This window comes from Amycolatopsis minnesotensis, assembly GCF_039529815.1.
Classification (GTDB): domain Bacteria; phylum Actinomycetota; class Actinomycetes; order Mycobacteriales; family Pseudonocardiaceae; genus Amycolatopsis; species Amycolatopsis minnesotensis.
The window spans coordinates 90,340-112,299 of the sequence record NZ_BAAANN010000029.1 but is presented as its reverse complement, the minus strand read 5'-3'; the positions used below and the strand labels follow the sequence as shown (position 1 = coordinate 112,299).

Annotated in this window: 21 protein-coding genes; 9 read left to right on the top strand and 12 right to left on the bottom strand. The window is 71.0% G+C overall.

Features of this window, described 5'->3' with window-relative positions:
• Positions 1-9: 9 nt before the first annotated feature.
• The 6 genes from ABD256_RS31000 to ABD256_RS30975 are packed head-to-tail and all read left to right on the top strand — an operon-like array spanning position 10 to position 5,282.
• A complete protein-coding gene (locus ABD256_RS31000) occupies positions 10-1,344 on the top strand; it encodes an MFS transporter (RefSeq protein WP_344426958.1) in 1,335 nt (444 codons plus the stop codon).
• Between the two features lie 13 nt (positions 1,345-1,357).
• Positions 1,358-2,017 (top strand): response regulator transcription factor, encoded by a 660-nt coding sequence (locus ABD256_RS30995; protein WP_344426955.1) that lies wholly within the window; start codon positions 1,358-1,360, stop codon positions 2,015-2,017.
• Position 2,018: 1 nt separating this feature from the next.
• Positions 2,019-3,416: a sensor histidine kinase gene (locus tag ABD256_RS30990; RefSeq protein ID WP_344426952.1), complete on the top strand. Its 1,398-nt coding sequence runs from the start codon at positions 2,019-2,021 to the stop codon at positions 3,414-3,416.
• On the top strand, positions 3,413-4,366 hold the full coding sequence (locus ABD256_RS30985) for a TAXI family TRAP transporter solute-binding subunit (protein ID WP_344426949.1): 954 nt from the start codon (positions 3,413-3,415) through the stop codon (positions 4,364-4,366). The genes ABD256_RS30990 and ABD256_RS30985 overlap by 4 nt, the downstream gene beginning before the upstream one ends.
• Before the next feature lie 38 nt (positions 4,367-4,404).
• Entirely contained in the window at positions 4,405-4,824 is a 420-nt protein-coding gene (locus tag ABD256_RS30980) for an acyl-CoA thioesterase (protein WP_344426946.1), read from the top strand.
• Complete coding sequence (locus ABD256_RS30975) at positions 4,824-5,282, top strand: tRNA (cytidine(34)-2'-O)-methyltransferase (protein WP_344426943.1); 459 nt, start codon at positions 4,824-4,826, stop codon at positions 5,280-5,282. The genes ABD256_RS30980 and ABD256_RS30975 overlap by 1 nt, the downstream gene beginning before the upstream one ends.
• Positions 5,283-5,322: 40 nt before the next feature.
• On the opposite strand, the gene ABD256_RS30970 is transcribed toward ABD256_RS30975, so the two are convergent.
• The 6 genes from ABD256_RS30970 to ABD256_RS30945 all read right to left on the bottom strand — a co-directional run bounded on the left by ABD256_RS30970 (position 5,323) and on the right by ABD256_RS30945 (position 10,914).
• Positions 5,323-5,700 carry a hypothetical protein gene (locus tag ABD256_RS30970; protein ID WP_344426940.1) on the bottom strand — a complete coding sequence of 126 codons (378 nt, stop codon included), beginning with the start codon at positions 5,698-5,700 and terminating at the stop codon, positions 5,323-5,325.
• A 167-nt stretch (positions 5,701-5,867) separates the two neighbouring features.
• The gene (locus ABD256_RS30965) at positions 5,868-6,848 is read right to left on the bottom strand and encodes a VWA domain-containing protein (RefSeq protein WP_344426933.1); all 981 of its coding nucleotides are present in this window, start codon (positions 6,846-6,848) and stop codon (positions 5,868-5,870) included.
• On the bottom strand, positions 6,845-7,795 hold the full coding sequence (locus ABD256_RS30960; protein WP_344426930.1) for a DUF58 domain-containing protein: 951 nt from the start codon (positions 7,793-7,795) through the stop codon (positions 6,845-6,847). Before ABD256_RS30960 ends, ABD256_RS30965 begins: the two co-directional genes overlap by 4 nt.
• 9 nt (positions 7,796-7,804) lie before the next feature.
• Positions 7,805-8,872 (bottom strand): AAA family ATPase, encoded by a 1,068-nt coding sequence (locus ABD256_RS30955; RefSeq protein WP_344426927.1) that lies wholly within the window; start codon positions 8,870-8,872, stop codon positions 7,805-7,807.
• Between the two features lie 117 nt (positions 8,873-8,989).
• Positions 8,990-9,532: a molybdenum cofactor guanylyltransferase gene (gene mobA, locus ABD256_RS30950; protein ID WP_344426924.1), complete on the bottom strand. Its 543-nt coding sequence runs from the start codon at positions 9,530-9,532 to the stop codon at positions 8,990-8,992.
• Positions 9,529-10,914, bottom strand: coding sequence for an NlpC/P60 family protein (locus ABD256_RS30945; RefSeq protein WP_425546552.1), 1,386 nt, complete (start codon positions 10,912-10,914; stop codon positions 9,529-9,531). Before ABD256_RS30945 ends, mobA begins: the two co-directional genes overlap by 4 nt.
• A gap of 378 nt (positions 10,915-11,292) precedes the next feature.
• Between ABD256_RS30945 and ABD256_RS30940 the strand changes: the two genes are divergently transcribed.
• Positions 11,293-14,142 (top strand): aconitate hydratase, encoded by a 2,850-nt coding sequence (locus tag ABD256_RS30940; protein ID WP_344426921.1) that lies wholly within the window; start codon positions 11,293-11,295, stop codon positions 14,140-14,142.
• Between the two features lie 64 nt (positions 14,143-14,206).
• Here the strand turns inward: ABD256_RS30940 and ABD256_RS30935 are convergent, their stop codons facing one another.
• Positions 14,207-14,917: an MgtC/SapB family protein gene (locus tag ABD256_RS30935; RefSeq protein WP_344426918.1), complete on the bottom strand. Its 711-nt coding sequence runs from the start codon at positions 14,915-14,917 to the stop codon at positions 14,207-14,209.
• A gap of 284 nt (positions 14,918-15,201) precedes the next feature.
• Between ABD256_RS30935 and ABD256_RS30930 the strand changes: the two genes are divergently transcribed.
• Together ABD256_RS30930 and ABD256_RS30925 are read left to right on the top strand one after the other, a co-directional pair.
• Positions 15,202-15,834 carry a pyridoxamine 5'-phosphate oxidase family protein gene (locus ABD256_RS30930; RefSeq protein WP_344426915.1) on the top strand — a complete coding sequence of 211 codons (633 nt, stop codon included), beginning with the start codon at positions 15,202-15,204 and terminating at the stop codon, positions 15,832-15,834.
• 150 nt (positions 15,835-15,984) lie between these two features.
• Positions 15,985-16,539, top strand: coding sequence for a hypothetical protein (locus ABD256_RS30925; RefSeq protein ID WP_344426912.1), 555 nt, complete (start codon positions 15,985-15,987; stop codon positions 16,537-16,539).
• 132 nt (positions 16,540-16,671) lie between these two features.
• Here ABD256_RS30925 and ABD256_RS30920 read toward each other — a convergent pair whose 3' ends face one another.
• The 5 genes from ABD256_RS30920 to egtB all read right to left on the bottom strand — a co-directional run bounded on the left by ABD256_RS30920 (position 16,672) and on the right by egtB (position 21,960).
• On the bottom strand, positions 16,672-18,261 hold the full coding sequence (locus ABD256_RS30920) for an alpha/beta hydrolase (RefSeq protein WP_425546549.1): 1,590 nt from the start codon (positions 18,259-18,261) through the stop codon (positions 16,672-16,674).
• A 139-nt stretch (positions 18,262-18,400) separates the two neighbouring features.
• Positions 18,401-18,817 (bottom strand): nitroreductase family deazaflavin-dependent oxidoreductase, encoded by a 417-nt coding sequence (locus ABD256_RS30915; RefSeq protein ID WP_425546551.1) that lies wholly within the window; start codon positions 18,815-18,817, stop codon positions 18,401-18,403.
• 88 nt (positions 18,818-18,905) lie between these two features.
• On the bottom strand, positions 18,906-19,880 hold the full coding sequence (gene egtD, locus ABD256_RS30910; protein WP_344426906.1) for an L-histidine N(alpha)-methyltransferase: 975 nt from the start codon (positions 19,878-19,880) through the stop codon (positions 18,906-18,908).
• Positions 19,881-19,885: 5 nt separating this feature from the next.
• Positions 19,886-20,641 (bottom strand): ergothioneine biosynthesis protein EgtC, encoded by a 756-nt coding sequence (egtC, locus tag ABD256_RS30905; protein WP_344426903.1) that lies wholly within the window; start codon positions 20,639-20,641, stop codon positions 19,886-19,888.
• A gap of 5 nt (positions 20,642-20,646) precedes the next feature.
• A complete protein-coding gene (egtB, locus tag ABD256_RS30900) occupies positions 20,647-21,960 on the bottom strand; it encodes an ergothioneine biosynthesis protein EgtB (protein ID WP_344427034.1) in 1,314 nt (437 codons plus the stop codon).

Sequence of the window (21,960 nt, the reverse complement as noted above, 5' to 3'; positions counted from 1 at the left end):
AGGTCGAAGATGACAACCGGGACAGCGGACGCGACACGCGTCAGCGAGCGGCGGGTGATCGGCAATGTGCTGCGCGGCTCGCTCGGGAACCTGATCGAGTGGTACGACTGGTACGCCTACGCGGCGTTCACGACCTACTTCGCCAAGGCATTCTTCCCCGGTGGTGACGCCACCGCCCAGTTCCTCAACACCGCCGCGGTGTTCGCCGTCGGATTCCTGATGCGCCCACTCGGCGGCTGGCTGCTCGGCCGCTTCGCGGACCGGTTCGGCAGGCGGACCGCGCTCGTCGCCTCGGTGTCGATGATGGCGTTCGGGTCGCTGCTGATCGCCGTCACGCCCGGCTACTCGACGATCGGGGTCGCCGCGCCGATCCTGCTCGTGCTGGCGCGCCTGCTGCAGGGCCTCAGTGTCGGCGGCGAGTACTCCACGTCGGCGACCTACCTGTCCGAGGTCGCGACGCCGGGCAAGCGCGGGTTCTACTCCAGCTTCCAGTACGTGACGCTCGTCGGCGGGCAGCTCCTCGCGCTCGGCCTGCAGCTGATCCTGCAGAACGTGCTCAGCGAGGCGCAGATGAACTCGTGGGGCTGGCGGATCGCGTTCGTCGTCGGCGCGGTCGCGGCGGTCGCGGTGATGTGGCTGCGCCGCGGCATGGACGAGTCCGAAAGCTACGAGCGGGAAAGCGAGGGCGGCACCGCGACCGGGAAGAACGCGGGCGAGCGCGGCACCGTGCGGACGCTGGTCAAGTACCCGAAGGAGGTAGCGCTCGTCGTCGGGCTGACGCTCGGGGGCACCGTCGCCTTCTACACCTACGCCACCTACTCGCAGAAGTTCCTCGAGGTCACCTCCGGCATCCCGCGCAAGACGGTCACCTGGATCCTGTTCTTCGCGCTGCTCGCGTTCGCGATCCTCCAGCCGGTCGCGGGCAGGCTGTCGGACCGGATCGGCCGCCGTCCGATGCTGATGTTCTTCGGCATCGCGGGCACGCTGCTGACCGTACCGATCATGACGCTGATGGCGGGCACCAAGAACCCGTTCGTCGCGTTCCTGCTGATGCTCGGCGCGCTCGTGATCGTTACCGGGTACACCTCGATCAACGCGATCGTGAAGGCGGAGCTGTTCCCGACGAAGATCCGCGCGCTCGGGGTCGGCCTGCCCTACGCGCTCACCGTGGCGATCTTCGGCGGCACCGCGGAGCTCATCGCGCAGGCGCTGAAGAAGGCAGGCCACGAGACGGTGTTCTTCTGGTACGTAGCGGGTTGCATCCTGGTTTCGCTGATCGTCTACGGCACAATGCGCGAAACCTCCAAGAGTTCGGAGCTCGAGAAGAAGACCGAAGCGGAATAGAAGGGGCACGGCCGTGCGGGTGCTGCTCGTCGAAGACGACGACGGGGTCGCCGGCGCGCTGGCCGAGGCGCTCGGCGCACGCGGGCACGCGGTCACGCGGGTCACCCGCGGCGTCGATGCGCTCGGCGGGCACCACGAGGCCGACCTGCTCCTGCTCGACCTCGGCCTGCCCGATATCGACGGGCTCGACGTGCTCCGCAAGATCCGCCAGGTCTCGGCCGTCCCGGTGCTGGTGCTCACCGCGCGCGACGACGAGCGGTCCACCGTGCGCGGCCTGCGGCTCGGCGCGGACGACTACCTCGCGAAACCGGTCCGGCTGGCCGAACTGCTCGCGAGGATGGACGCGGTCGCGCGGCGGGCGGGCGCGGGCGACGAGCCGCAGCCGGACGTGGTGCACGTCGAAGACCTGGAGATCGATCTCGCCGCGCACCGGGTGTTCGCCGCGGGCGAGGAGATCACGTTGACCGCCAAGGAGTTCGCCATCCTCGCGGTGCTCGCGGCCAGGCCGGGCACCGCGGTGAGCAGGCAGCAGCTCATGGACGAGGTGTGGGGCGACGCGCACCTCGCGGTGTCCCGTTCCCTCGACGTCCACCTCACCTGGCTGCGCGCGAAGCTCGACCGGCCCGGCCTGCTCGGCACCGTGCGCGGGTTCGGTTACCGGCTGGGCCGCTGAGATGCGCGCGCGGCTGCTCGTCGTGCTGGTCACGGTGGTGCTCGCCGCGGTCGCCGGGTTCGCCTTCCCGTTGCTGGGCACCACCGCCGAGCAGCGCACCCAGCAGCTCGTGATCGCCCGCAACGCCGACGTCGACCGGTTCGTGGTGCTCGCGCAGCAGGCGTCGGACTCCGCCGACGCCGCCGCACTCGCCGCCGAGGCCCGCCGCTACGCCGAGGTGTACTCCGAGAGTGTGCTCGTCATCGACGCGCGGCGCCGCGTGCTGGCCTCGGCGGGCGGGCTTTCCCTTGCCCAGTCCGATGTTTCGACCCGCGTCGAAGCGGCGCTGCGCAACGAAGCGGGCCCCGCGGTGGCGCCGCTGCGGCCGTGGTCGCATGAGCCGGTGCTGTTCGCGCGCCCGGTCGGCAGCGGCACGAGGGTGGCCGGGGTGGTGCTCCTGCGCGCCTCCGTCGCCAGGGCCGCGAACGACGTCGCGACCTGGTGGGCGGCGATCGGTGCCGGCGCGCTGCTCGCCGCGATGGTGTTCGTGGTGCTCGCGGTGCTGCTGGCCCGCTGGGTCCTGCGGCCGCTGCACGAACTGGAAGGCGGCGTGCGCGCGGTCAGCGAAGGCAGGCACGCCGATCTCCCCGCGACCGCGGGGCCGCGGGAGCTGCGCTCGCTGACCACGGCGTTCAACCGCATGTCCGACGCCGTCGTCTCGGCGTCGGAGCAACAGCGCAGGCTGGTCGCCGACGCGTCGCACCAGCTTCGCAACCCGATGGCCGCGCTGCGCCTGAGGATGGACTCGCTCGCCCCGTCCGTCGGCGAGCCGGGGCAGCGCGGGTACCACGCCGCAGTCGCCGAGGTGGACCGCCTGGAGTCCCTTTTGGACGGTCTGCTGACGCTCGCGATCGCGGACAGCACCGCGACCCGGCTCGCGGCCGGTGACCACGCCGAGGAGCCGAGCGCGCTGGAAACCGTCGCCGCAGAGCGGATCGACGCCTGGCTCCCCGCCGCAGAGCGGGCGAAGATCCGGCTCACCGGCGAAAGCGGGCCCGCCGCGCTGGTCCGCTGCCCCGAATCGGAGCTGGCGCAGATCCTGGACGTGCTCCTCGACAACGCCATCGCCTACGCGGGCGAAGACGCCGAGATCCGCGTGCGGTGGACCGTCGGCGACGGCACCGCGACCCTGACCGTCTCCGACACCGGCCCCGGCTTGACCGACGACGAGATTTCCCTTGCCACGCAACGGTTCTGGCGAGCACGGCGGGAAGGCGCACCACGCGGCACCGGGCTCGGCCTGACCATCGCGCACCGCCAGGTCGGCTCCCGTGGCGGCACGCTGGAACTGCGGCGCGCCGATCCGCGCGGGCTCGCCGCGCTCGTCACGCTCCCGCTGGCACGGGAGGACCGGTCATGACCCTGCGGCGGAGAACGGCACTGCTCGGTGGGCTCGGTGGGCTCGCGGCCGTGCTGACCGGCTGCACGGCGACCCGTTACGGCGGACCGGCACGCCCGCTCACCATCGCCGCGGGGGAAAGCGGCGGCTTCTACCTCGCGTTCGCCGAGGTGCTCGCGAAACAGGTGAACGAGGCCGAGCCGCGCCTGCGCTGCACCGCGGTGCCGACCGAAGCCAGCGTCGCGAACGTCACGCGCGTGCTCGAGGGCGCCGCCGATCTCGGCATGGCGCTCGGCGACATCGGGCAGGCCGCGGTGCTCGGCGAACCGCCCTACCCCGCCCCGGCTCCGCTGCGCGCGCTCGGCCGCGTCTACGAGAACTACCTGCAACTGGTGGTCCGCGCCGACGACGGGCTCACCACCCTCGCGGACCTCGCCGGGCGCCGCGTGTCACTGGGCGCGGCCGGTGCCGGGGCCGCCGTCGCCGGGCAACGGCTGCTCACCGCCGCCGGGGTCACCGTCGCGATCGAACGGCTGCTGTTCGCCGAAGCGACCGCGGCACTGCGGGAGCACCGGATCGACGCGCTGCTCTGGTCCGGCGGGGTGCCGACGCCCGCGCTCGCCGAACTCGCGAAAGCCGTCCCGCTCGCGCTCATCCCCCTCGACAGCGCGCTGCCCGCGCTGCGCGCGCGGTACGGCCCCGTCTACGAACCCGTGCGCGTCCCGGCCGGGGCGTACACCGGGGTCAGGGAGCTGACCACGATCGGGGTGGCGAACCTGATCGTCTCGGCACCGGGCCTGCCCGACGACATCGCCGCCGCGGTCGCCGAGGTACTGGTCAACCGGGCGGCCGACCTGGTGCCGGCGCAGGCCGTCGGCACCCAGTTCCTCGACGTGCGAACGCTGATCGGCACCGGCGCGGTACCGCTGCACCCCGGCGCCGCCCGCGCCTACCGCGAGCTGCACGGCTGACCCCCGCTAGGGTGAGGCCGAACCGGGAAAGGGGAACGATGACCGGCAAGCCGATCGCCGAAATGCCGCTGCGCGTCCGCTACCACGAATGCGACGGCCAGGGCATCGTGTTCAACGCGAACTACCTCGCCTACGCGGACATGGCCTCGTTCGAGATGATCAAGAACGCGGTCGGGTCGTACGACAAGATGCGGGAAGAGGGCGCCGACGTCGTGGTCGCCGAGGCCACCCTGCGCTACCTGGCCGCCTGCCGCTTCGACGACGAACTCCTCGTCACCGCCCGCGTCGGGCACGTCGGCACCACTTCGCTGCTCGTCGACTTCGAGATGACGCGCGACGGCGAAACCGTCGTCGTGGTCAAGACCCGGTACGTGTTCGTCGACACCGCCACCCTGAAGCCCGCCCGTCCGCCCGCGGGGATCCGCGACGCCTTCGTCGCCTACGCGCCTGCGGACTGATGTTCAGAATCCTGTTCCACCGCCCGGAAATCCCGCAGAACAGCGGGAACGCGATCCGGCTCGCCGCGAACACCGGCAGCGAACTGCACCTCGTCGAGCCGCTCGGGTTTTCCCTTGAAGCCAAGCACTTGCGGCGTGCGGGGCTCGACTACCACGACCTCGCGCCGGTCACCGTGCACGCCGATCTCGACGCCGCGTGGCTGGCGCTGCTGCCGTCCAATGTGTACGCGTTCAGCACCACCGCGACCCGGCACTACTCCGACGTCGGCTACCTGCCCGGCGACGTGCTGCTGTTCGGGCAGGAATCGGCCGGCCTGCCCGGCGCGGTGCAGCACGCGGCGGAGGTCACCGACCGCCTGCTGCTGCCGATGGCACCGGGATCGCGGTCGCTCAACCTGGCCAACGCCGCGTCGATCGCGGTCTACGAAGCCTGGCGCCAGCACGGGTTCCGGACCTGACGGCCCCGGGTGGGGGCGGCGCGCCCCCACCCGGTCGCGATCAGAAGTCCCGGCTGGCGGGGGTGATGCCCTGTTCCTTGCCGGTGCCGGGCGCGGCGATGCTCTCGACCGACTGGTCCCGGCCGGCGGTACCGTCCACCGACTGGTCCTTACCGATGCCCGGCAGTGCGTCCTCACGGCCGTCTTCCCTGCCGTCCTCGCGACCGTCCTCACGGCCAGCGGGAACGGCGTCTTCCCTGCCATCCTCACGGCCGTCCGGCCCGTGGGCCTGAACGCCGGTGGACACCTGCGCGGTCGCCGCCGAGGCGACCCCGCCGGTGGTGGCGAGGATTCCGGCGGCCGCGATGGCGCAGGCGGTGACGCCCACGATCCTGGCGACCCGGGTCCTCCGGTTGTTCAGCACATTCGTCGTCGACACAGCGATGACCCTCCCAGTTGTGAAGTGCTTCCCCAGCGCCAGTACGGCGCCAAAAAGATCATTTCGGATCAACAGGGCAGCGCGCAAGCGGCCGTGGTACCAATCGGCGGCACTGAAAGCATCGTGAAATCCGGTGTCAGCGAACGGAAAGCTCCTGCGATACGGCGTCAGGGCAGGCGCTGGCCGAAGAAGAGCGAAGACCCGGCCGCGATCATCAGCACCAGCGTGCCCAGCACGATCCACGGCTTGCTCGCGTCGGCGTCCTTGAGCTCGTACCCGATCTGCTCCCCGAGATCGCCGTAGACCTTTTTCAGCTCTTCCGCCGACGCGGCCTTGTAGAACTCGCCGCCGGAAAGTCTCGCGACCTCTTGCAACGTGTCATCGGAGACCTCGACCGGCTGTTCCTTGCCCTCGATCTCCACCGAGCCGTGCGAGGTGCCGAACGAGATGCTCGAAATCGGGACGTTCGCCTTCTTGGCCGCCTGCGCCGCGGTGTACGACCCGCGCGGCGCGTACTCGTCGTCGGGGACCGTCTGCTTCCCGTCGCTCATCAGCACGATCCGCGCGGGAGGCGGGCCTTCCGCGCCGCCGACGACCGAGGAGAACCCTTCGATCGACTGCAGCGCCGCGTAGATCCCCTCGCCGGTCGCGGTCGACTGCGCGAGCTTGAGGTTCTCGATCGACTTGACCACGTTCTGCCGTTCCGTGGTCGGCGCCACCAGCACGGTCGCCGTGCCCGCGAACGAGATCAGGCCGAGGTTGACGCCGGGGGTGAGCCCCTGCGCGAACGACTTCGCCGCCTCCTGCGCCGCCTTCAGCCGGTTCGGCGCCACGTCGGTCGCCTCCATCGACAGCGACACGTCGATCACCAGCATCACCGTCGCGCGGTTGCGCGGCACCCGCTGCTCCGCGGTCGGCCCCGCGAGCGCCACGGTGAGCAGCAGCAGCGACACCGTGATCAGCGCGGCGGGCACGTGCCGCACCCAGCCCTGCGACTTCGGGGCCACCTTTTCGAGCAGTTCGAGATTGCTGAACCGCAGCGTGCGGCGACGGCGCGCGCGCTGCGCGAGCACGTAGCCGACCACCACCGCGGCGACCGCCAGCAGCAGCAGGAACCACCACGGCGAAGCGAATCCGCTGAGACTCATGAAACCGCCCCCGACCACCGCTTCTTGCGCGCCACCACGAACCGCACGGTGTCCGCGATCCAGTCCGAATCGGTGCGCAGCACCAGATGGGCGGCGCCGACCCGCCTGATCCCGGCGGCAACCTCGTCGCGGTGCGCCCGCGCGGCGGCCGCGAACTCCTTGCGCAGCAACGGAGACGCGTGCACCTCCCGCTGCCGCCCCGTCTCCGGGTCGGCCAGCACCACGGTGCCGACGTCGGGGAGTTCGACGTCGCGCGGGTCGACGACCTCGACCGCGATCAGGTCGTGCCGCGCCGAAAGCGCGCGCAGCGGCCGCTGCCACTCCGGGTCGCCGAGGAAGTCCGAAATGACCACCGCGAGCCCGCGCCGCCGCGGCGGCCTCCGCAGCTGCTCGATGGCGGCGCCGAGATCCCCTCGGGTCCCCTCGGCCGCCCTCGGCGTCTGCGCGATCTTCCGGACGAGTCCGCGGGCGTGCGCGAGCCCGCCGCGGGCAGGTACCCGCGCGGTCTCCCCGCCGGTGGTGACGAGCGCGCCGAGGCGGTTGCCGCCGCCACCGGTGAGATGCGCGATCGCGGCCGCCGCGCACACCACGAGATCGCGCTTCTCGCACAGCGCGGTGCCGAAGTCGAGGCTCGCGGAGAGGTCGGCGACGAGCCAGGTCTCCAGCTCGCGATCGGCCACCGTCTCCCTGATGTGCGGCACGGTGGTGCGCGCGGTGACGGCCCAGTCCATCCGGCGCACGTCATCACCCGGCTGGTACGGCCTGGCCTCCCCCGGCTCCGAGCCGGGGCCCGGCACCAGGCCGAGGTGGTTGCCCTGCAACAGGCCGTCGAGCCTGCGGCGGACCTCCAGTTCGAGCGTGCGGAGCCCGGCCTCGAGCCGTTCGCCCCGCAGTACCGGCGGCGCCCAGGCCGGACGGCCCCCGGCGGCTTCTTCGGCGTTCGTCACTCGGTGGCCCTACCTGCCCGGCACACCCGCCGGGACCTGCTGGCCCGGGCCGCCCTGCGGCCGGGCCGAGACCTGTGGCAGCGGAACGGTCTGCAGGACCCTGGTGATGATGTGGTCGAGCGGCACGCCGTCGGCGAGCGCGTCGTAGGACAGCACGAGCCGGTGGCGCAGCACGTCGGGCACCACGTCGACGACGTCCTGCGGCAGCACGTAGTCACGGCCGCGGACGAGCGCCAGCGCACGGGCGGCGGCGATGATGCCGAGGCTCGCGCGCGGCGAAGCGCCGTAGGACACCCAGCCCGCCACGTCGGCAAGGCCGTGCTCGTTCGGGGTGCGGGTGGCCAGCACCACCCGCACTACGTAGTCGACGAGCGCGTGGTGCACGAACACCTGCGACGCGACGCCCTGGAGCCGGACCAGCTCACCCGGGCTGAGCACCTCGTGCGGCTCCGGCGGCTGCACGCCCATCCGGTAGACGATCTCGCGCTCCTCCTCCGCCGTCGGGTACTCGACGACGATCTTGAACAGGAACCGGTCGCGCTGGGCCTCGGGGAGCGGGTAGACGCCTTCGTTCTCGATCGGGTTCTGGGTGGCGAGCACGAGGAACGGGTCCGGCATCGGGAACGTCTTGCCGCCGATGGACACGTGCCGCTCCGCCATCACCTCGAGCATCGCGGACTGCACCTTCGCCGGCGCGCGGTTGATCTCGTCCGCCAGCACGAAGTTCGCCACCACCGGGCCGAGCTCGACGTCGAACTGCTCGTTGGCCTGGCGGTAGATGCGGGTGCCGAGGATGTCCGCCGGCACCAGGTCGGGGGTGAACTGCACGCGGGAGAACGAACCGCCGACCACACGGGCGAACGTCTCGACCGCGAGGGTCTTCGCGACCCCCGGCACCCCTTCCAGCAGCAGGTGGCCCTTCGCGAGCAGGCCGACGAGCATCCGCTCGACGAGCCGGTCCTGGCCGACGATGATGCGCTTGACCTCGAACACGGTCCGTTCGAGCAGCTGGGCGTCACGGGCCGGCGTGCCGGTCTGCCCTCCGGTCGCCCCCTCCGCGTAACCGGACTCGCTCATGAAAAGACTCCTCGCTGGCTGATCACGGTGCGGTGCGACCGTACTAGTCCCCCAGCACAACCGCGCGCACGGCGTAGCCAACCCGATCGGCGGTATGACGGCTGTGAAGGGTCCCGTTCAGCGGAACCGGTCGTAGTCCTCCGGTGTGTCGACGTCGGCGGACTCGCCCGCGCTGTCCGGGATCTCGGCGAAATCGAGGCGGTTCAGCACCGCGCGCAACGATTTCGCGGCCGGATCGGCGGCCAGCGCGTCCCGCAGGCGCGCGGTCCGCCACGCCCCGGCGAGCCACTGCCGGTACCCGTCCGCGTCGACGAGCAGGGCGCCGTCACCGGCGCCGATCGCGGCGCGCAGCTTGTCCACTGTGGACGATTCAACCCGCGCCATGTCGCCCGCGAGCACGACCACGGTCTGCGCGCGAACCAGCGCGAGACCGGCCGCCAGCGCCGCCACCGGTCCGCCGCGGGGTGGTTCCTCGCTCGTCCACACGACGTCGCCGAAACCGGGCCGCTCCGGGCCGACGACGATCACCCGCTCGGCACCGCCGAGCGCGCGGACCGCCTTGCGCAGCAAGGGTTCCCCGTCGATCTCGAGCATCGGCTTGTCCACTCCGGACAGCCGGCTCGCGGCACCGCCTGCGAGTACGAGACCCGCGAAGCTCACCCGATCAAGCGAGTGGCGTACGGCATGATCCCGCCGTACCGCACCGACGACACCTTGACCACCGATCCCGACTGCGGCGCCTCGATCATCTGGCCGCCGCCGAGGTACAGCGCGACGTGGTGGATTCCGCCACCGCCGCCGTAGAAGAGCATGTCGCCGCGGCGCATCTGCGACAGCGGCACCCTGGTGCCCGAGGTGTACTGGTAACCGCTGTAGTGCGGCAGCGACCGCACGCCCGCGAACGCGTAGATCATCAGCCCGGAGCAGTCGAACCCGATCTTGCGGTAGTCGCCGTAGCGGTCGGCGACCCCGCCGTCGCGGATGCCCCTGGTCGGCCCGCTCCCGTTGCCACCACCCCACGCGTAGGGCAGGCCGAGCTGGCCCATCGCCCGCGCGATGACCGCTTCGACACTCGATCCCGCCGGGCCGGACGGCCGGTTCACCCGCCGCGGCGGCGGGCCCGGGTCGCCGCCACCGCCGTTGCCGTTACCGTCGCCGTGGGAACTGCCCGCGGACAGCGCGGCCTGGCGGGCGCGCTCCTCGTCTTCCCGCGCCTTCTGCGCGACCCAGTCCTGGTAGCGCTGGCGCTGCCCCTGCAGGCCACCGGCCTTCGCCTGCGCCGCGTAAAGCCGCTGCTCGACAGCGGCCTTGTCGGCTTCGAGCTTGGTGTTCTCCGCCGCCTGCGAGTCCTGCGCGCGCACCGCGGAGTCCTGCGCGGCGTCGGCGTTGCCCTTCGCCGCCGCGGCCGCGGCCTGCTTCTGCTCCGCCACGTCGAGTGCCTTGCGCGCGGAGGCGTCCTTGTTCGCCTTGTCCGTCTGCGCGCGCTGCATGCCCTGCAGCGCGTTGAACCTGCTGCCGCCGACGGCGTTGAGCAGCTGCGCCCTGGCGAGCATGTCCTTCGGGTTGGTGGAGTCCAGGTAGGCCGAGATCGACCCGATCGTGCTGCCCTGCTGGTAGCTCGCGGCGATGAACTTGTCGAGGTTCAGGCGCGCGGCTTCGATCTCGCCCGCCGCGGCGTCGGACTCCTTGCGCGCGGCGTCGGCGTCCTTGCGCGCCTGGCCCGCGGCGTCCTGCGCGGACTGCAGGTCCACCATCGCCTTGTTGGCCTGCTCCATCTTGAGCTCGACGGAGTCCTGCAGCTGCGCGAGGCGGCCCTCGGCCTGCGCGAGCTGGTTGGTGAGCTGGCCGACCTCGCCGGCGCGCGCGTTCGCCTCGGCACGGCTGGCGCCGAGGTCGGAGTCGCTCGGGTTCGGCGGCGGTGGCGGGACCGCGACGCCGGTACCGGTGACGGTCAGCGCCGCGGCCAGCACGAAAGCCCCGACGGCGGCCGCTCTGCGCGCGGTGACGCGGCGCGGTTCACCTCGTCCGGGCACGGCCTCCACCTCCCTTGTTCCGCATGGCGTCACCGCGGTGCTGGCGTACGCCCACATCGGACCAGACTGTGCCACTTTTGCCACACGTTTACCAGGCGTCACACCGGACACATACACACCGTATGCACCAAATTCCCACAACCGGGTTACCCCAGGTAGTCCACCCGTGGCGCGCGACACGCCCGCCCTCAGGGGTTGAACCGAAAAAAGGACAAGCGTACTGTTTGACCTGTCCGGGTCGCGATCGCGTCCCGGATCCGCGGGCCGGGCGCCGATGCGCAAGACTCGCTACCCGGCGGTAGAACGACACCCGAACGACCGCCTTGACCACACCGAACTGACCGGGACGCACCGCAACCGGTGCCGTCCATGCCACTGGAGTTTGACGTGACTGCACCTGCCAGCAAGGACAGCTTCGGCGCGCGCGACACGCTGAAGGTGGGCGAGAACTCCTACGAGGTGTTCCGCCTGAACAAGGTCGAGGGCGCCGAGCGCCTTCCCTACAGCCTGAAGATCCTGCTCGAGGCCCTGCTCAGGACCGAGGACGGCGCGAACATCACCGCCGACCACATCCGCGCGCTCGGCGGATGGGACCCGAAGGCCGAGCCGTCGGTCGAAATCCAGTTCACCCCGGCGCGGGTGATCATGCAGGACTTCACCGGCGTCCCGTGCGTCGTCGACCTCGCGACCATGCGCGAGGCGGTCACCGACCTCGGCGGCGACCCGGACAAGGTCAACCCGCTCGCGCCCGCCGAGCTGGTCATCGACCACTCGGTCATCATCGACGTCTTCGGCCGCGCCGACGCGTTCGAGCGCAACGTCGAGATCGAGTACGAGCGCAACCGCGAGCGCTACCAGTTCCTGCGCTGGGGCCAGGGCGCCTTCGACGAGTTCAAGGTCGTCCCGCCGGGCACCGGCATCGTGCACCAGGTCAACATCGAGCACCTGGCCCGCACGGTGATGTCGCGTGCCACGCCCGCCGGCGCCGGAGGCACTGGCACTGTGCAGGCCTACCCCGACTCCTGCGTCGGCACCGACTCGCACACCACGATGGTCAACGGCCTCGGCGTGCTGGGCTGGGGCGTCGGCGGCATCGAGGCCGAAGCCGCCATGCTCGGCCAGCCGGTCTCGATGCTCATCCCGCGCGTCGTCGGCTTCAAGCTCACCGGCGAGATCCCGACCGGGGTCACCGCGACCGACGTCGTGCTCACCATCACCGAGATGCTGCGCCGCCACGGCGTGGTCTCGAAGTTCGTCGAGTTCTACGGCGACGGCGTCGCGCAGGTGCCGCTGGCCAACCGCGCCACGATCGGCAACATGAGCCCCGAGTTCGGCTCCACCGCCGCGATCTTCCCGATCGACGACGAGACCATCCGCTACCTCAAGCTCACCGGCCGCTCCCCCGAGCAGCTCGCGCTCGTCGAGACCTACGCCAAGGAGCAGGGCCTCTGGCACTCTGCTGGTTCGGATGCCGCGCACGAGCCCGCGTACTCGGAGTACATCGAGCTGGACCTGTCCACCGTGGTCCCGTCGATCGCCGGCCCGAAGCGCCCGCAGGACCGCATCGAGCTGACCGACGCGAAGTCGTCGTTCCGCAAGTCCGTGCACGACTACGTCGGCGGCGAAGAAGTGCCGCACACCAAGGTCGACGAGGCCGTCGAGGAGACCTTCCCGGCGAGCGACCCGGCTTCGCTGTCGTTCAAGGACGAGGACGCCGTCGAGGTCCAGTCCGCGGCGAACGGCTCCTCCGGCCGCCCGACGAACCCGGTGACGGTGCAGACCTCCGACCGCGGCGAGTTCGTGCTCGACCACGGCGCCGTCGTGATCGCCTCGATCACCTCGTGCACCAACACCTCGAACCCGTCGGTCATGCTCGGCGCCGCGCTGCTCGCGCGCAACGCCGTCGACAAGGGCCTTTCGGTCAAGCCGTGGGTGAAGACGTCCATGGCGCCGGGCTCGCAGGTCGTCACCGACTACTACAACAAGGCCGGTCTCTGGCCGTACCTCGAGAAGCTCGGCTACCACCTGGTCGGCTACGGCTGCACCACGTGCATCGGCAACTCGGGCCCGCTGTCGGACGAGATCTCCGCGGCGATTCAGGAGAACGACCTCACCGCGGTTTCGGTGCTCTCGGGCAACCGGAACTTCGAAGGCCGCATCAACCCCGACGTGAAGATGAACTACCTCGCGTCGCCGCCGCTGGTGATCGCCTACGCGCTCGCGGGCACGATGGACTTCGACTTCGCGGAGCAGCCCCTCGGGACCGACACCGACGGCAACGCCGTGTTCCTGAAGGACATTTGGCCCACCGCCAAGGAAATCCAGGACACCATCGACTCCTCGATCACGCAGGAGATGTTCACCAAGGACTACGCCGACGTGTTCGACGGCGGCGAGCGGTGGAAGTCGCTGCCCACCCCCGAGGGCAAGACCTTCGACTGGGATGCGGAGTCCACCTACGTCCGCAAGCCCCCGTACTTCGACGGCATGCAGGCCGAGCCCGCGCCCGTCGAGGACATCTCGGGCGCGCGGGTGCTGGCGCGCCTCGGCGACTCGGTCACCACCGACCACATCTCCCCCGCCGGTGCGATCAAGGCCGACTCCCCTGCCGGGAAGTACCTGCTGGACCACGGGATCGAGCGCAAGGACTTCAACTCCTACGGCTCACGCCGCGGCAACCACGAGGTGATGATCCGCGGCACGTTCGCGAACATCCGCCTGCGCAACCAGCTCCTCGACGACGTGCAGGGCGGCTACACCCGCGACTTCACGCAGGAGGGCGCCCCGCAGTCGTTCATCTACGACGCCGCGCAGAACTACGCCGCGCAGGGCACGCCGCTGGTGGTGCTCGGCGGCAAGGAGTACGGCTCCGGGTCGTCGCGCGACTGGGCCGCGAAGGGCACCCGCCTGCTGGGCGTCCGCGCGGTGATCACCGAGTCGTTCGAGCGGATCCACCGGTCGAACCTGATCGGCATGGGCGTCATCCCGCTGCAGTTCCCCGAAGGCGAGTCCGCCTCGTCGCTCGGGCTCGACGGCACGGAGACCTTCGACATCGCGGGCATCACCAAGCTGAACGACGGTGAGACCCCGCGCACGGTGCACGTCACCGCGGCGAAGCAGGACGGCACGAAGGTGGAGTTCGACGCGGTCGTCCGCATCGACACCCCCGGTGAGGCCGACTACTACCGCAACGGCGGCATCCTGCAGTACGTGCTGCGCAAGATGACCAGCGCGTAGTTTCCCGCTCCCACCACAAAAGAGCGCCCCGACGCGGTTTCCGCGCCGGGGCGCTCTTTTCCGTTCAGGCGTCCTGGTGGACGCGCCAGCGGACGCTGGTCACCGACGGCTCCAGCGAGAGCCTGCTGACCGCGGACTCCATCTGCGCGTCGTCGCGCTGGTCGCCGACGAGCTCGGCACGCACCTCGACGGCGTCGCGCTCGGCCACGTCGGTGCTCAGCACGGACAGCAGCCGGAAGTCGGTCCTGGTCAGCGACTGCACGAGCAGCGCGCGGACGTGGGCCTCGGCGGAACCCGAGGTCACGGCCTCGAAGGTGTAGGTGGCCGGCTCCTCGTCGCCGGTGTCGGGGCGGCGGTCGACCACCCTGCCCAGTGCGCGCAGCACCACGTTGACGCCGACGACGACCACGGTGCCCGCCGCGGCGATGCCGTACAGCCCGGACCCGGCGAGCGACCCGACGGCGGCGGAGCACCACAGGGTCGCCGCGGTGTTCAGCCCGCGCACGTTGAGCCCGTCGCGCAGGATCACGCCGGCGCCGAGGAACCCGATACCGGACACGATCTGCGCGGCGACCCGCGTGGGGTCGGCGTCACCGCTGCCGGAAAGCCCGCCGAAACCGTGGGCGGAAAGCAGGACGAACAGGGTGGCGCCGACGGCGACGAGCGCGTTGGTCCGCAGACCGGCCATCCTGGCGCGGTACTGGCGCTCGAACCCGATGAGGGCACCGAGCCCGACGCCGGTTCCCACGCGCAGCAGCATTTCGAAGGTGGTCATGATGGTCTCCCTCTGGCGTGCGCACACAAAGCCAGACAGAAAGGGACGACCGGACCGCGTTGGTTCAGCGCGGGGAACGTGCGAGGTCCACGGCGCGCCCGGTCGTCTCAGGACTGTCTTCCGGCATGTGCCGCTCACCTCGCTTTCCGTTCTCGGGCGGTCTCGTTCAACCCGCGAACCATACCGGGGGTATCCCGGAAAGGAACACCCTCACCGTCGGTCCTGTGTGCGAACTCACCGTGACCGGCTGGACGGACCGGGGCGCGGCGAATACCGTGCCAGTCATGGGGGAACACCATGGGATTCAGCCGGTCACCACCGAGCAGGAACTGCGCGAAGTGCTGAAGGAACCCGGAAAAGCCTTGTGGGACAAGGACATCGCGCGCATCGACGAGCACGCGCGCACGATCATCGAGCACTCGCCGTTCCTGCTGCTGGCGACCGCGGCCGCGGACGGCACCTGTGACGTCTCGCCGCGCGGCGAGCCCGCGGGCGGAGTGCTGGTCCTCGACGAGCGGACACTGGCGATCCCGGACCGTCCCGGCAACCGGCGCGCCGACAGCCTGCGCAACATCCTCGAAAACCCCCGCGTCGGACTGCTCTTCATGGTGCCCGGCATGAACGAGACGCTCCGGGTGAACGGGATCGCGACGATCGCGCGGGACGCCCCGTTCTTCGACCGGATGGCGGTACAGGGCAAGCGCCCGAAGCTCGCCGTCGTGGTCGAGGTGACCGAGCTGTTCCTGCACTGCGCCAAGGCATTCCTGCGCGCCGGGCTGTGGCAGCCCGGCACCTGGCCCGAGCGGGACAGCCTGCCGAGCGCCGGGCGGATCGCGAAGGACCACATGGGAACCAAGGTCCCGGCGGCGGTACTCGACGCCGCGCTCACCGCCGAAGCCAAGCTCAACCGGTACTGAACCCTCGCGATCCGTGCGGGGTACAGTCTGCCGTTCGCCGTTTCGCCGCCGCGGCAACGGTTTCCTCGAGCGGCGCTGTATAGGACATTATACACTCGTCTTAACCGGCCCAGCCGAGGCCGCTCGGCGTTTCCAGAGATCATCGACCCGATGACGGTATACGCGATCGGTGGCAGCTCCAGCGTCGGCAAGACGACCGTGGCGGAGCGCTTCGCCGCCAGGCACGGTATCGGCGAGGTGATTCACGTCGACGATCTGCGCACCCATGACCTCACGGCGAGCCGCGAACACAGCTGGCTGCGGCCGGAAGCCGAACTCCTGGACGCGTTGCTGGCCTCGACGGCCCGGCTCCGAGCCACGCTGGCCGCCGAACTCGACCGGCTCAGCGCGCTCGGCGGCTCCACGATCATCGAAGGGGAAGGCATAGAGCCGAGCCTCGTACACCAGTACGCGCACCGGGATTGCCGCGTGGTCTACGTGGTCGAGCCCGGGGAACACGTGCTGTGGACGACACTGGCGACCCGGCCGAGCGGCCCGCGTTTCCTCGCACTGACCCCGCGCGAACAGCACGGGGTGGTGCGGATGAACCACCTGTACGGGCAGTGGCTGCGGGCGGCGGCCGAACGTCACCGGCAGCCGTGGCTGTCCAGCCGGCCCTGGAACACCCTCGACCACCGTGTCAACGAGTGCCTGTCCGGCGGCTGAGGAGCGCCCACCGGCAAAGCGGCCCCGGCGACGAAGGCGGCCCCGGTCCAGCGCGCGACGACATCGGAGGTCCCCGGGAGGCCGCCATGACGACATCCAGTGCCATCGTGGCGGCCTCCAGGGGGCTTGCGCTCAGCCCTTCTTGACCGCCGCGGTGAACGGCTGCACGTCCGGGTCGAACACCTGGCCTGCGGCGGGCACCTTGAGGTTGATCAGGTAGTCCGCGGTCGCGGCGTCGACACCGGCCGAGTCACCGAGGATGCAGTGCCCGAACGCGTCCACCGACAGCAGCCGCGAGTAGCCGAGCTGGTCGGCCATCCGCTGCGCGAAGCGGTACTGCGTCGCGGGGTCGTAGTAGTTCCCGACCACGAGCACCGGGTTGTCGGTGTTCGCCCGCCACGGGCCGCGGTACACGTCCGCGTTCTTCACCGGCCACGCCGGGCACGCCGCCGGGTCGGTGAACGCCTGGAGCCGCCCGAACGTCGGCGACTCGCGCTCCCAGCTCGCCGCGAGCGCGGGCAGGTCGTCGATGGAGTTGCGGAACTTCTTGTCCGAGCAGTTCACCGCGTAGTAGGAGTCGTCGGACAGGTACGGGCTGTCGCCGCGGGCGTCGAACTTGCCCAGCTTGGTCGGCGTCAGCAGCGTGGAGAAGCTCGCCGCGGACATCGCGTGCGCCGCGACGGGCGTCTTGATCGCGGTGTACAGGGTCTGCAGCTCCGAGGCGATGCCGCTGAACCCGGACGGCGAGTAGAGCGCACTCGACATGACGCTGGTGAACCGGCCGATGTCGAGCGTGCCGCCCGGCAGGTTCACCGGCCCCTGGCGGAGCGCGGCGCGGATCTCGTCGAACTTCTGCTTCGGCTGTCCCCCGCTGAACGCGCACGCCGCCCCGGCCTGCTTGCACTTCTCGAGGAAGCCCTTGAGCGCGATTTCGAAGCCCTGCGCGCGTTCCCGGTCGTACTGCACCCCGTTCGAGGTGCGCAGCGCCGGGTCGACGTTGCCGTCGATCACGAGCGCGCGGGCGTTCTTCGGGAACATCGCCGCGTAGGTCGCGCCGATCAGCGTCCCGTAGGAGAAGCCGACGAAGTTGAGCTTCGCGTCACCGGCCGCGGCCCGCAGGAGGTCGAGGTCGCGCACGACGTCCTTGGTGGACATGTGGCCGAGCAGCGCGCCGCCGTTGGTCTTGCAGAACCGCCCGTAGTCGCGGAAGCTCGCGATCGCGGCGGACATCTCCGGCCTGCTGATCGGCATCGGGAGCTGGCCCGCGATCACCTCGGCGGCGTCCTCGGCGGTGGTGAAGCAGCGCAGCGGGTTGCTCTCCCCGACGCCGCGCGGATCGAAGCCGATCGTGTCGAACCGGTCGAGCACCGGCTGGTCGAAGAAGGCGGGCGCGGACACCGGCATCCGCAGCCCGGAGCCGCCGGGGCCGCCGGGGTTGAGGAACAGCGAGCCGATGCGCTGATCGGGTTTCGCGGCCGCCCGCTTCAGCAACGCGATGTCGATGGTGCCGAGCGCCGCGTTGTCGTGGTCGATCGGCACGCGGTAGGTGGCGCACGAGTACGGCCCCGCGGGCACCGTGCCCGGCGCGCACGCGTGCCACGCGATCGGCGCGACGGCCCCTGCCGCGGCGGGCACTGCCGCGGTCGTGCTCGCGACGGCGGCCGGTGCCACGGCCACCGCCATCCCCATCGCGAGCGCACCGGCCAGTACGAGTCTTCGCACTGGCGTCCTCGAAATCTTCTTCGACACGTTCGTCCTCCCGTCAGGACACACCCTGGACACCCAGGGTGAGCGGTCTCTCACCCTGCCATGCGGGGAAGCGGGCGGCACCGGCCAAACGGATGGAGCGGACGAACGGTGTCTAACGCCTGGTGAGCACGAAGACAGGCAACTCACGTCCAGCGGCGGCGCGCTCCATCGCGTAGCCGGGCCAGAACTCCAGGAGCCGCTGCCACATCGCGTCGTACTCCTCGCCCTTGAGCTCGGCGGCCACTACCGCGATCTCCTTGCCCCGCACGGCGACTACGGCATCCGGGTGAGCGCGAAGGTTGTGGCTCCACGCCGGGTCGGCCGACCGGCCCCAGTTGGAGCCGGTCAGCACGAACCCGTCGAGGTAGGGGAAGTAGAGCAGGTTGGTGCTGCGCGGCAGCCCGCTCCTGCGGCCGGTGGTGGTGACCCGCAGGGACGGCAGCCCCGCGAGCGCCACCAGGCTGATCCTGCCCTTCGACAGCCGGTGGAGCCGATGGTCCGCCCAGACGATGCCAGGCGCGAGGTCCATCAGCCATGGCCTGGTCCCGAGCGCGCGGGCCAGCAGGGTGAGCGGATTGCGGCGCATCCGCCCATCCTTTCAGGCCGCGCGCGCCCGCTCACCGCGCGGACCGGGACAGCGAAACCCCGAAGAGGTTCCGCTCGTCGGTCCACCAGCGCTCCACCGAGAACCCGGCGTCGGCGAGCTCCGCGCCGATCCCGGCAGGCCGGAACTTCGCCGAGACCTCGGTGCGGATGTGCTCGCCCTCCTCGAACGACACGTCGATACCGGCGCCGGGGATGCGCACGACCATGTCCTCGCGCGCCCGCAGGCGCATCTCGATCCACGATTCGCCGGCGTCCCAGTAGGACTCGTGCGCGAAGCGATCGGGGTCGAAGTCCGCGCCGAGCCGCGCGTTGATCACCCGCAGCACGTTGCGGTTGAACTCCCCGGTCACGCCGGCCGCGTCGTCGTAGGCCCGTTCGAGGGTGACCGCGTCCTTGACGAGATCGGTGCCGAGCAGCAGCCACTCCCCCTCGTCGAGCACGTCGCGCACCGACCGCAGGAACTTGGCCCGCTCGCCGGGCAGGAAGTTGCCGATCGTGCCGCCGAGGAAGGCCACCAGCCGCGGCCGCTCGCCAGGCAGCAGGCCGAGGTGCTGGGTGAAGTCGCCGACGACCCCGCGCACGGACAGCCCTTCGTAGTCCGCGCTGATCGCCGCGACGGCCTCGGCCAGCGCCGACTCCGACACGTCCAGCGGGACGAACTCGTCGAGCGTCCCGTGCGCCCGCAGCCCGTCGAGCAGGAGCCGCGTCTTCTCGCTCGACCCGGAGCCCAGTTCGACGAGCGTGCGGGCACCGGTGACGCGGGCGATCTCGGCGGCCTCCCGGTCGAGGACCTCCCGCTCGGACCGCGTCGGGTAGTACTCCGGCAGTACGGTGATCTGCTCGAACAGCGCACTGCCGCGAGCGTCGTAGAACCATTTGGGGGGCAGCCACTTCCGCGCTGCGGTGAGTCCCTCGCGGACGTCCGCGCGCAGTGCCGCGGTCACGTCGTCGGGATCCGAGTGGACGTCGAGATCCGGTTCGCCCATGGCGGTCAACCGCTCCGATCTTCAGTGAGGGGGGTCAGGTCGGCCGACTCCGCGGTCGCGACCACGAGATGGTGATCCGGCACCGGCGTCCAGCCGGGCCCTTCGTCGAGCGGCTCGGAGGCGAGCAGGACACCGTCGGCGTCCCGCCGCAGGGACAGCGCGTGCGTCCACGTCGTCCCGATCAGCACCGAGCCGTCGGTCAGCAGGAAGTTGAGCCGCGACCCGGGTGCCGCGGCGTCCAGGTCGAGGACGAGGTCCGCGACCGCGCGAGCGGGCTCCTCGCCGTCGTTCAGCCGCGCGCGAAGCAGCGCCCACACCAGTGCCGAGTCCGTCGGCGCCTCCAGCGTGAGCAGTTCGGTGACGGGCAGCGCCTTCGCCAGCACCACCGTCGATTCGGGCCAGCCGCGGACCACCCCGTTGTGGCTGAACAGCCAGCGCCCGTCGGTGAACGGCGCGCACGCCGCCTCGGTGACCGGCATGCCGGGCGTGCCCGAGCGCACCGCGGCCAGGAACGCGCCGCTGGCCACCGAACCGGCGAGCGCGGGCAGCGCCTCGTCCGTCCACAACGGACTGGGCCGCCGGTACCGCACGGGTTCGGCACGCGCGTCGAACCACGCGAGCCCGAACCCGTCGGCATTGACGGTGCCGCCGCGGCGCATGTCCGCCGGGGCGTAGGACTGGACCAGCAGCGAATGCGGCGCTTCGAACAACGGCACCGCGGGCGAGCGCGGCGCGCCGAGGTACGCCAGGTGACGGCACACCGGGCTCAGCCCATCTCACCCGGCGAGACGTCCCGCGCGCAGCGGAACCCGGCGAAGATCTGCCGCCGGATCGGGTAGTCCCAGTTGCGGAACGTGCCCCTGATCGCCGCCGCGTCGGTGCCGAACGACCCGCCGCGCAGCACCTTGTACCCCGGGCCGAAGAACACTTCGGAGTATTCGCGGTACGGGAAAGCGGAAAACCCGGGGTACCCGTGGAAGTCCGAGCTGGTCCACTCCCACACGTCGCCGATCAGCTGGTGCGCCCCGGCCGGGGAAACCCCGTCCGGGTAAGCACCCACCGGCGCCGGGCTCAGGTGCCGCTGCCCGAGATTGGCCCTCGACGGCGTCGGTTCGTCGTTGCCCCACGGAAAACGGCGTGACTCCCCCGTTTCCGGGTCGAACCGTGCCGCCTTCTCCCATTCCGCCTCGGTGGGCAGCCGCCGGCCGGCCCACGCCGCGTACGCCTCGGCTTCGTAGTAGGACACGTGCACCACCGGCTGGTCCGACGGCACTCGTTCGTAGACCCCGAACCGGGTGCGCCACCACGCGTCCTGTTCTCGGTGCCAGAACCGCGGCGCGGAGATCCCGTGCTCGCGCAGGTAGGACCAGCCGTCCTCGCTCCACCACCGGCGTTCGGTGTAACCGCCCGCGTCGAGGAACTCGGTGAAGGCGCCGTTGGTCACGGGTGCGGTGTCGAGGTAGAACGCGTCCACAGTGGTCTCGTGCGCCGGGCGCTCGTTGTCCAGCGCCCACGGTTCCGCCGAGGTGCCCATCACGAACGGTCCGCCCGGCACGAACACCTCCGGCGGCAGCGGGCCGCCGCGGCGCGGCGGCGCCGGCTCGGCCCGCAGCACCGGGTCGCCCTTGCGCAGCTGGTGGGTGGCCAGCATGGTCTCGTCGTGCTGCTGCTCGTGCTGGGTGATCATGCCGAAGGCGAACGCCGACTCGGTCAGCCTGCGGCCTTCCAGCGGTGCGGTCTCCAGCACGTCGAACGCCTTCGCGCGCACTTCGCGCACGTACGCCCGCGCCTGCGCGGGATCGAGCAGCGGCAGGCCGGGCCGGTCCGCGCGGGCATGCTTGAACGCGTCGTACAGCTCATCGATATCGGGCCGGATCGGGGTGCGCCCGCCGACGTCCCGCACCAGCCACAGCTCTTCCTGGCTGCCGATGTGCGCGAGGTCCCACACCAGCGGCGACATCAGCTTCGAATGCTGGCGGACGAGATCGGAGTCGTCCACCGCGTCGGTCAGCGCGGTCGAGCGGGCGCGGGCACGCGTGAGCGCTTCCGCCGCGTGCGCGCGCAGGTCCTGGACGGGCAT

Coding starts and splice junctions, on each gene's coding strand:
- ABD256_RS31000 (WP_344426958.1), top strand. CDS start 10: ATGACAACCGGGACAGCGGACGCGACACGCGTCAGCGAGCGGCGGGTG.
- ABD256_RS30990 (WP_344426952.1), top strand. CDS start 2,019: ATGCGCGCGCGGCTGCTCGTCGTGCTGGTCACGGTGGTGCTCGCCGCG.
- ABD256_RS30985 (WP_344426949.1), top strand. CDS start 3,413: ATGACCCTGCGGCGGAGAACGGCACTGCTCGGTGGGCTCGGTGGGCTC.
- ABD256_RS30980 (WP_344426946.1), top strand. CDS start 4,405: ATGACCGGCAAGCCGATCGCCGAAATGCCGCTGCGCGTCCGCTACCAC.
- ABD256_RS30975 (WP_344426943.1), top strand. CDS start 4,824: ATGTTCAGAATCCTGTTCCACCGCCCGGAAATCCCGCAGAACAGCGGG.
- ABD256_RS30965 (WP_344426933.1), bottom strand. CDS start 6,848: ATGAGTCTCAGCGGATTCGCTTCGCCGTGGTGGTTCCTGCTGCTGCTG.
- ABD256_RS30955 (WP_344426927.1), bottom strand. CDS start 8,872: ATGAGCGAGTCCGGTTACGCGGAGGGGGCGACCGGAGGGCAGACCGGC.
- ABD256_RS30935 (WP_344426918.1), bottom strand. CDS start 14,917: ATGACCACCTTCGAAATGCTGCTGCGCGTGGGAACCGGCGTCGGGCTC.
- ABD256_RS30930 (WP_344426915.1), top strand. CDS start 15,202: ATGGGGGAACACCATGGGATTCAGCCGGTCACCACCGAGCAGGAACTG.
- ABD256_RS30925 (WP_344426912.1), top strand. CDS start 15,985: ATGACGGTATACGCGATCGGTGGCAGCTCCAGCGTCGGCAAGACGACC.
- ABD256_RS30915 (WP_425546551.1), bottom strand. CDS start 18,817: ATGGACCTCGCGCCTGGCATCGTCTGGGCGGACCATCGGCTCCACCGG.
- egtD (WP_344426906.1), bottom strand. CDS start 19,880: ATGGGCGAACCGGATCTCGACGTCCACTCGGATCCCGACGACGTGACC.
- egtB (WP_344427034.1), bottom strand. CDS start 21,960: ATGCCCGTCCAGGACCTGCGCGCGCACGCGGCGGAAGCGCTCACGCGT.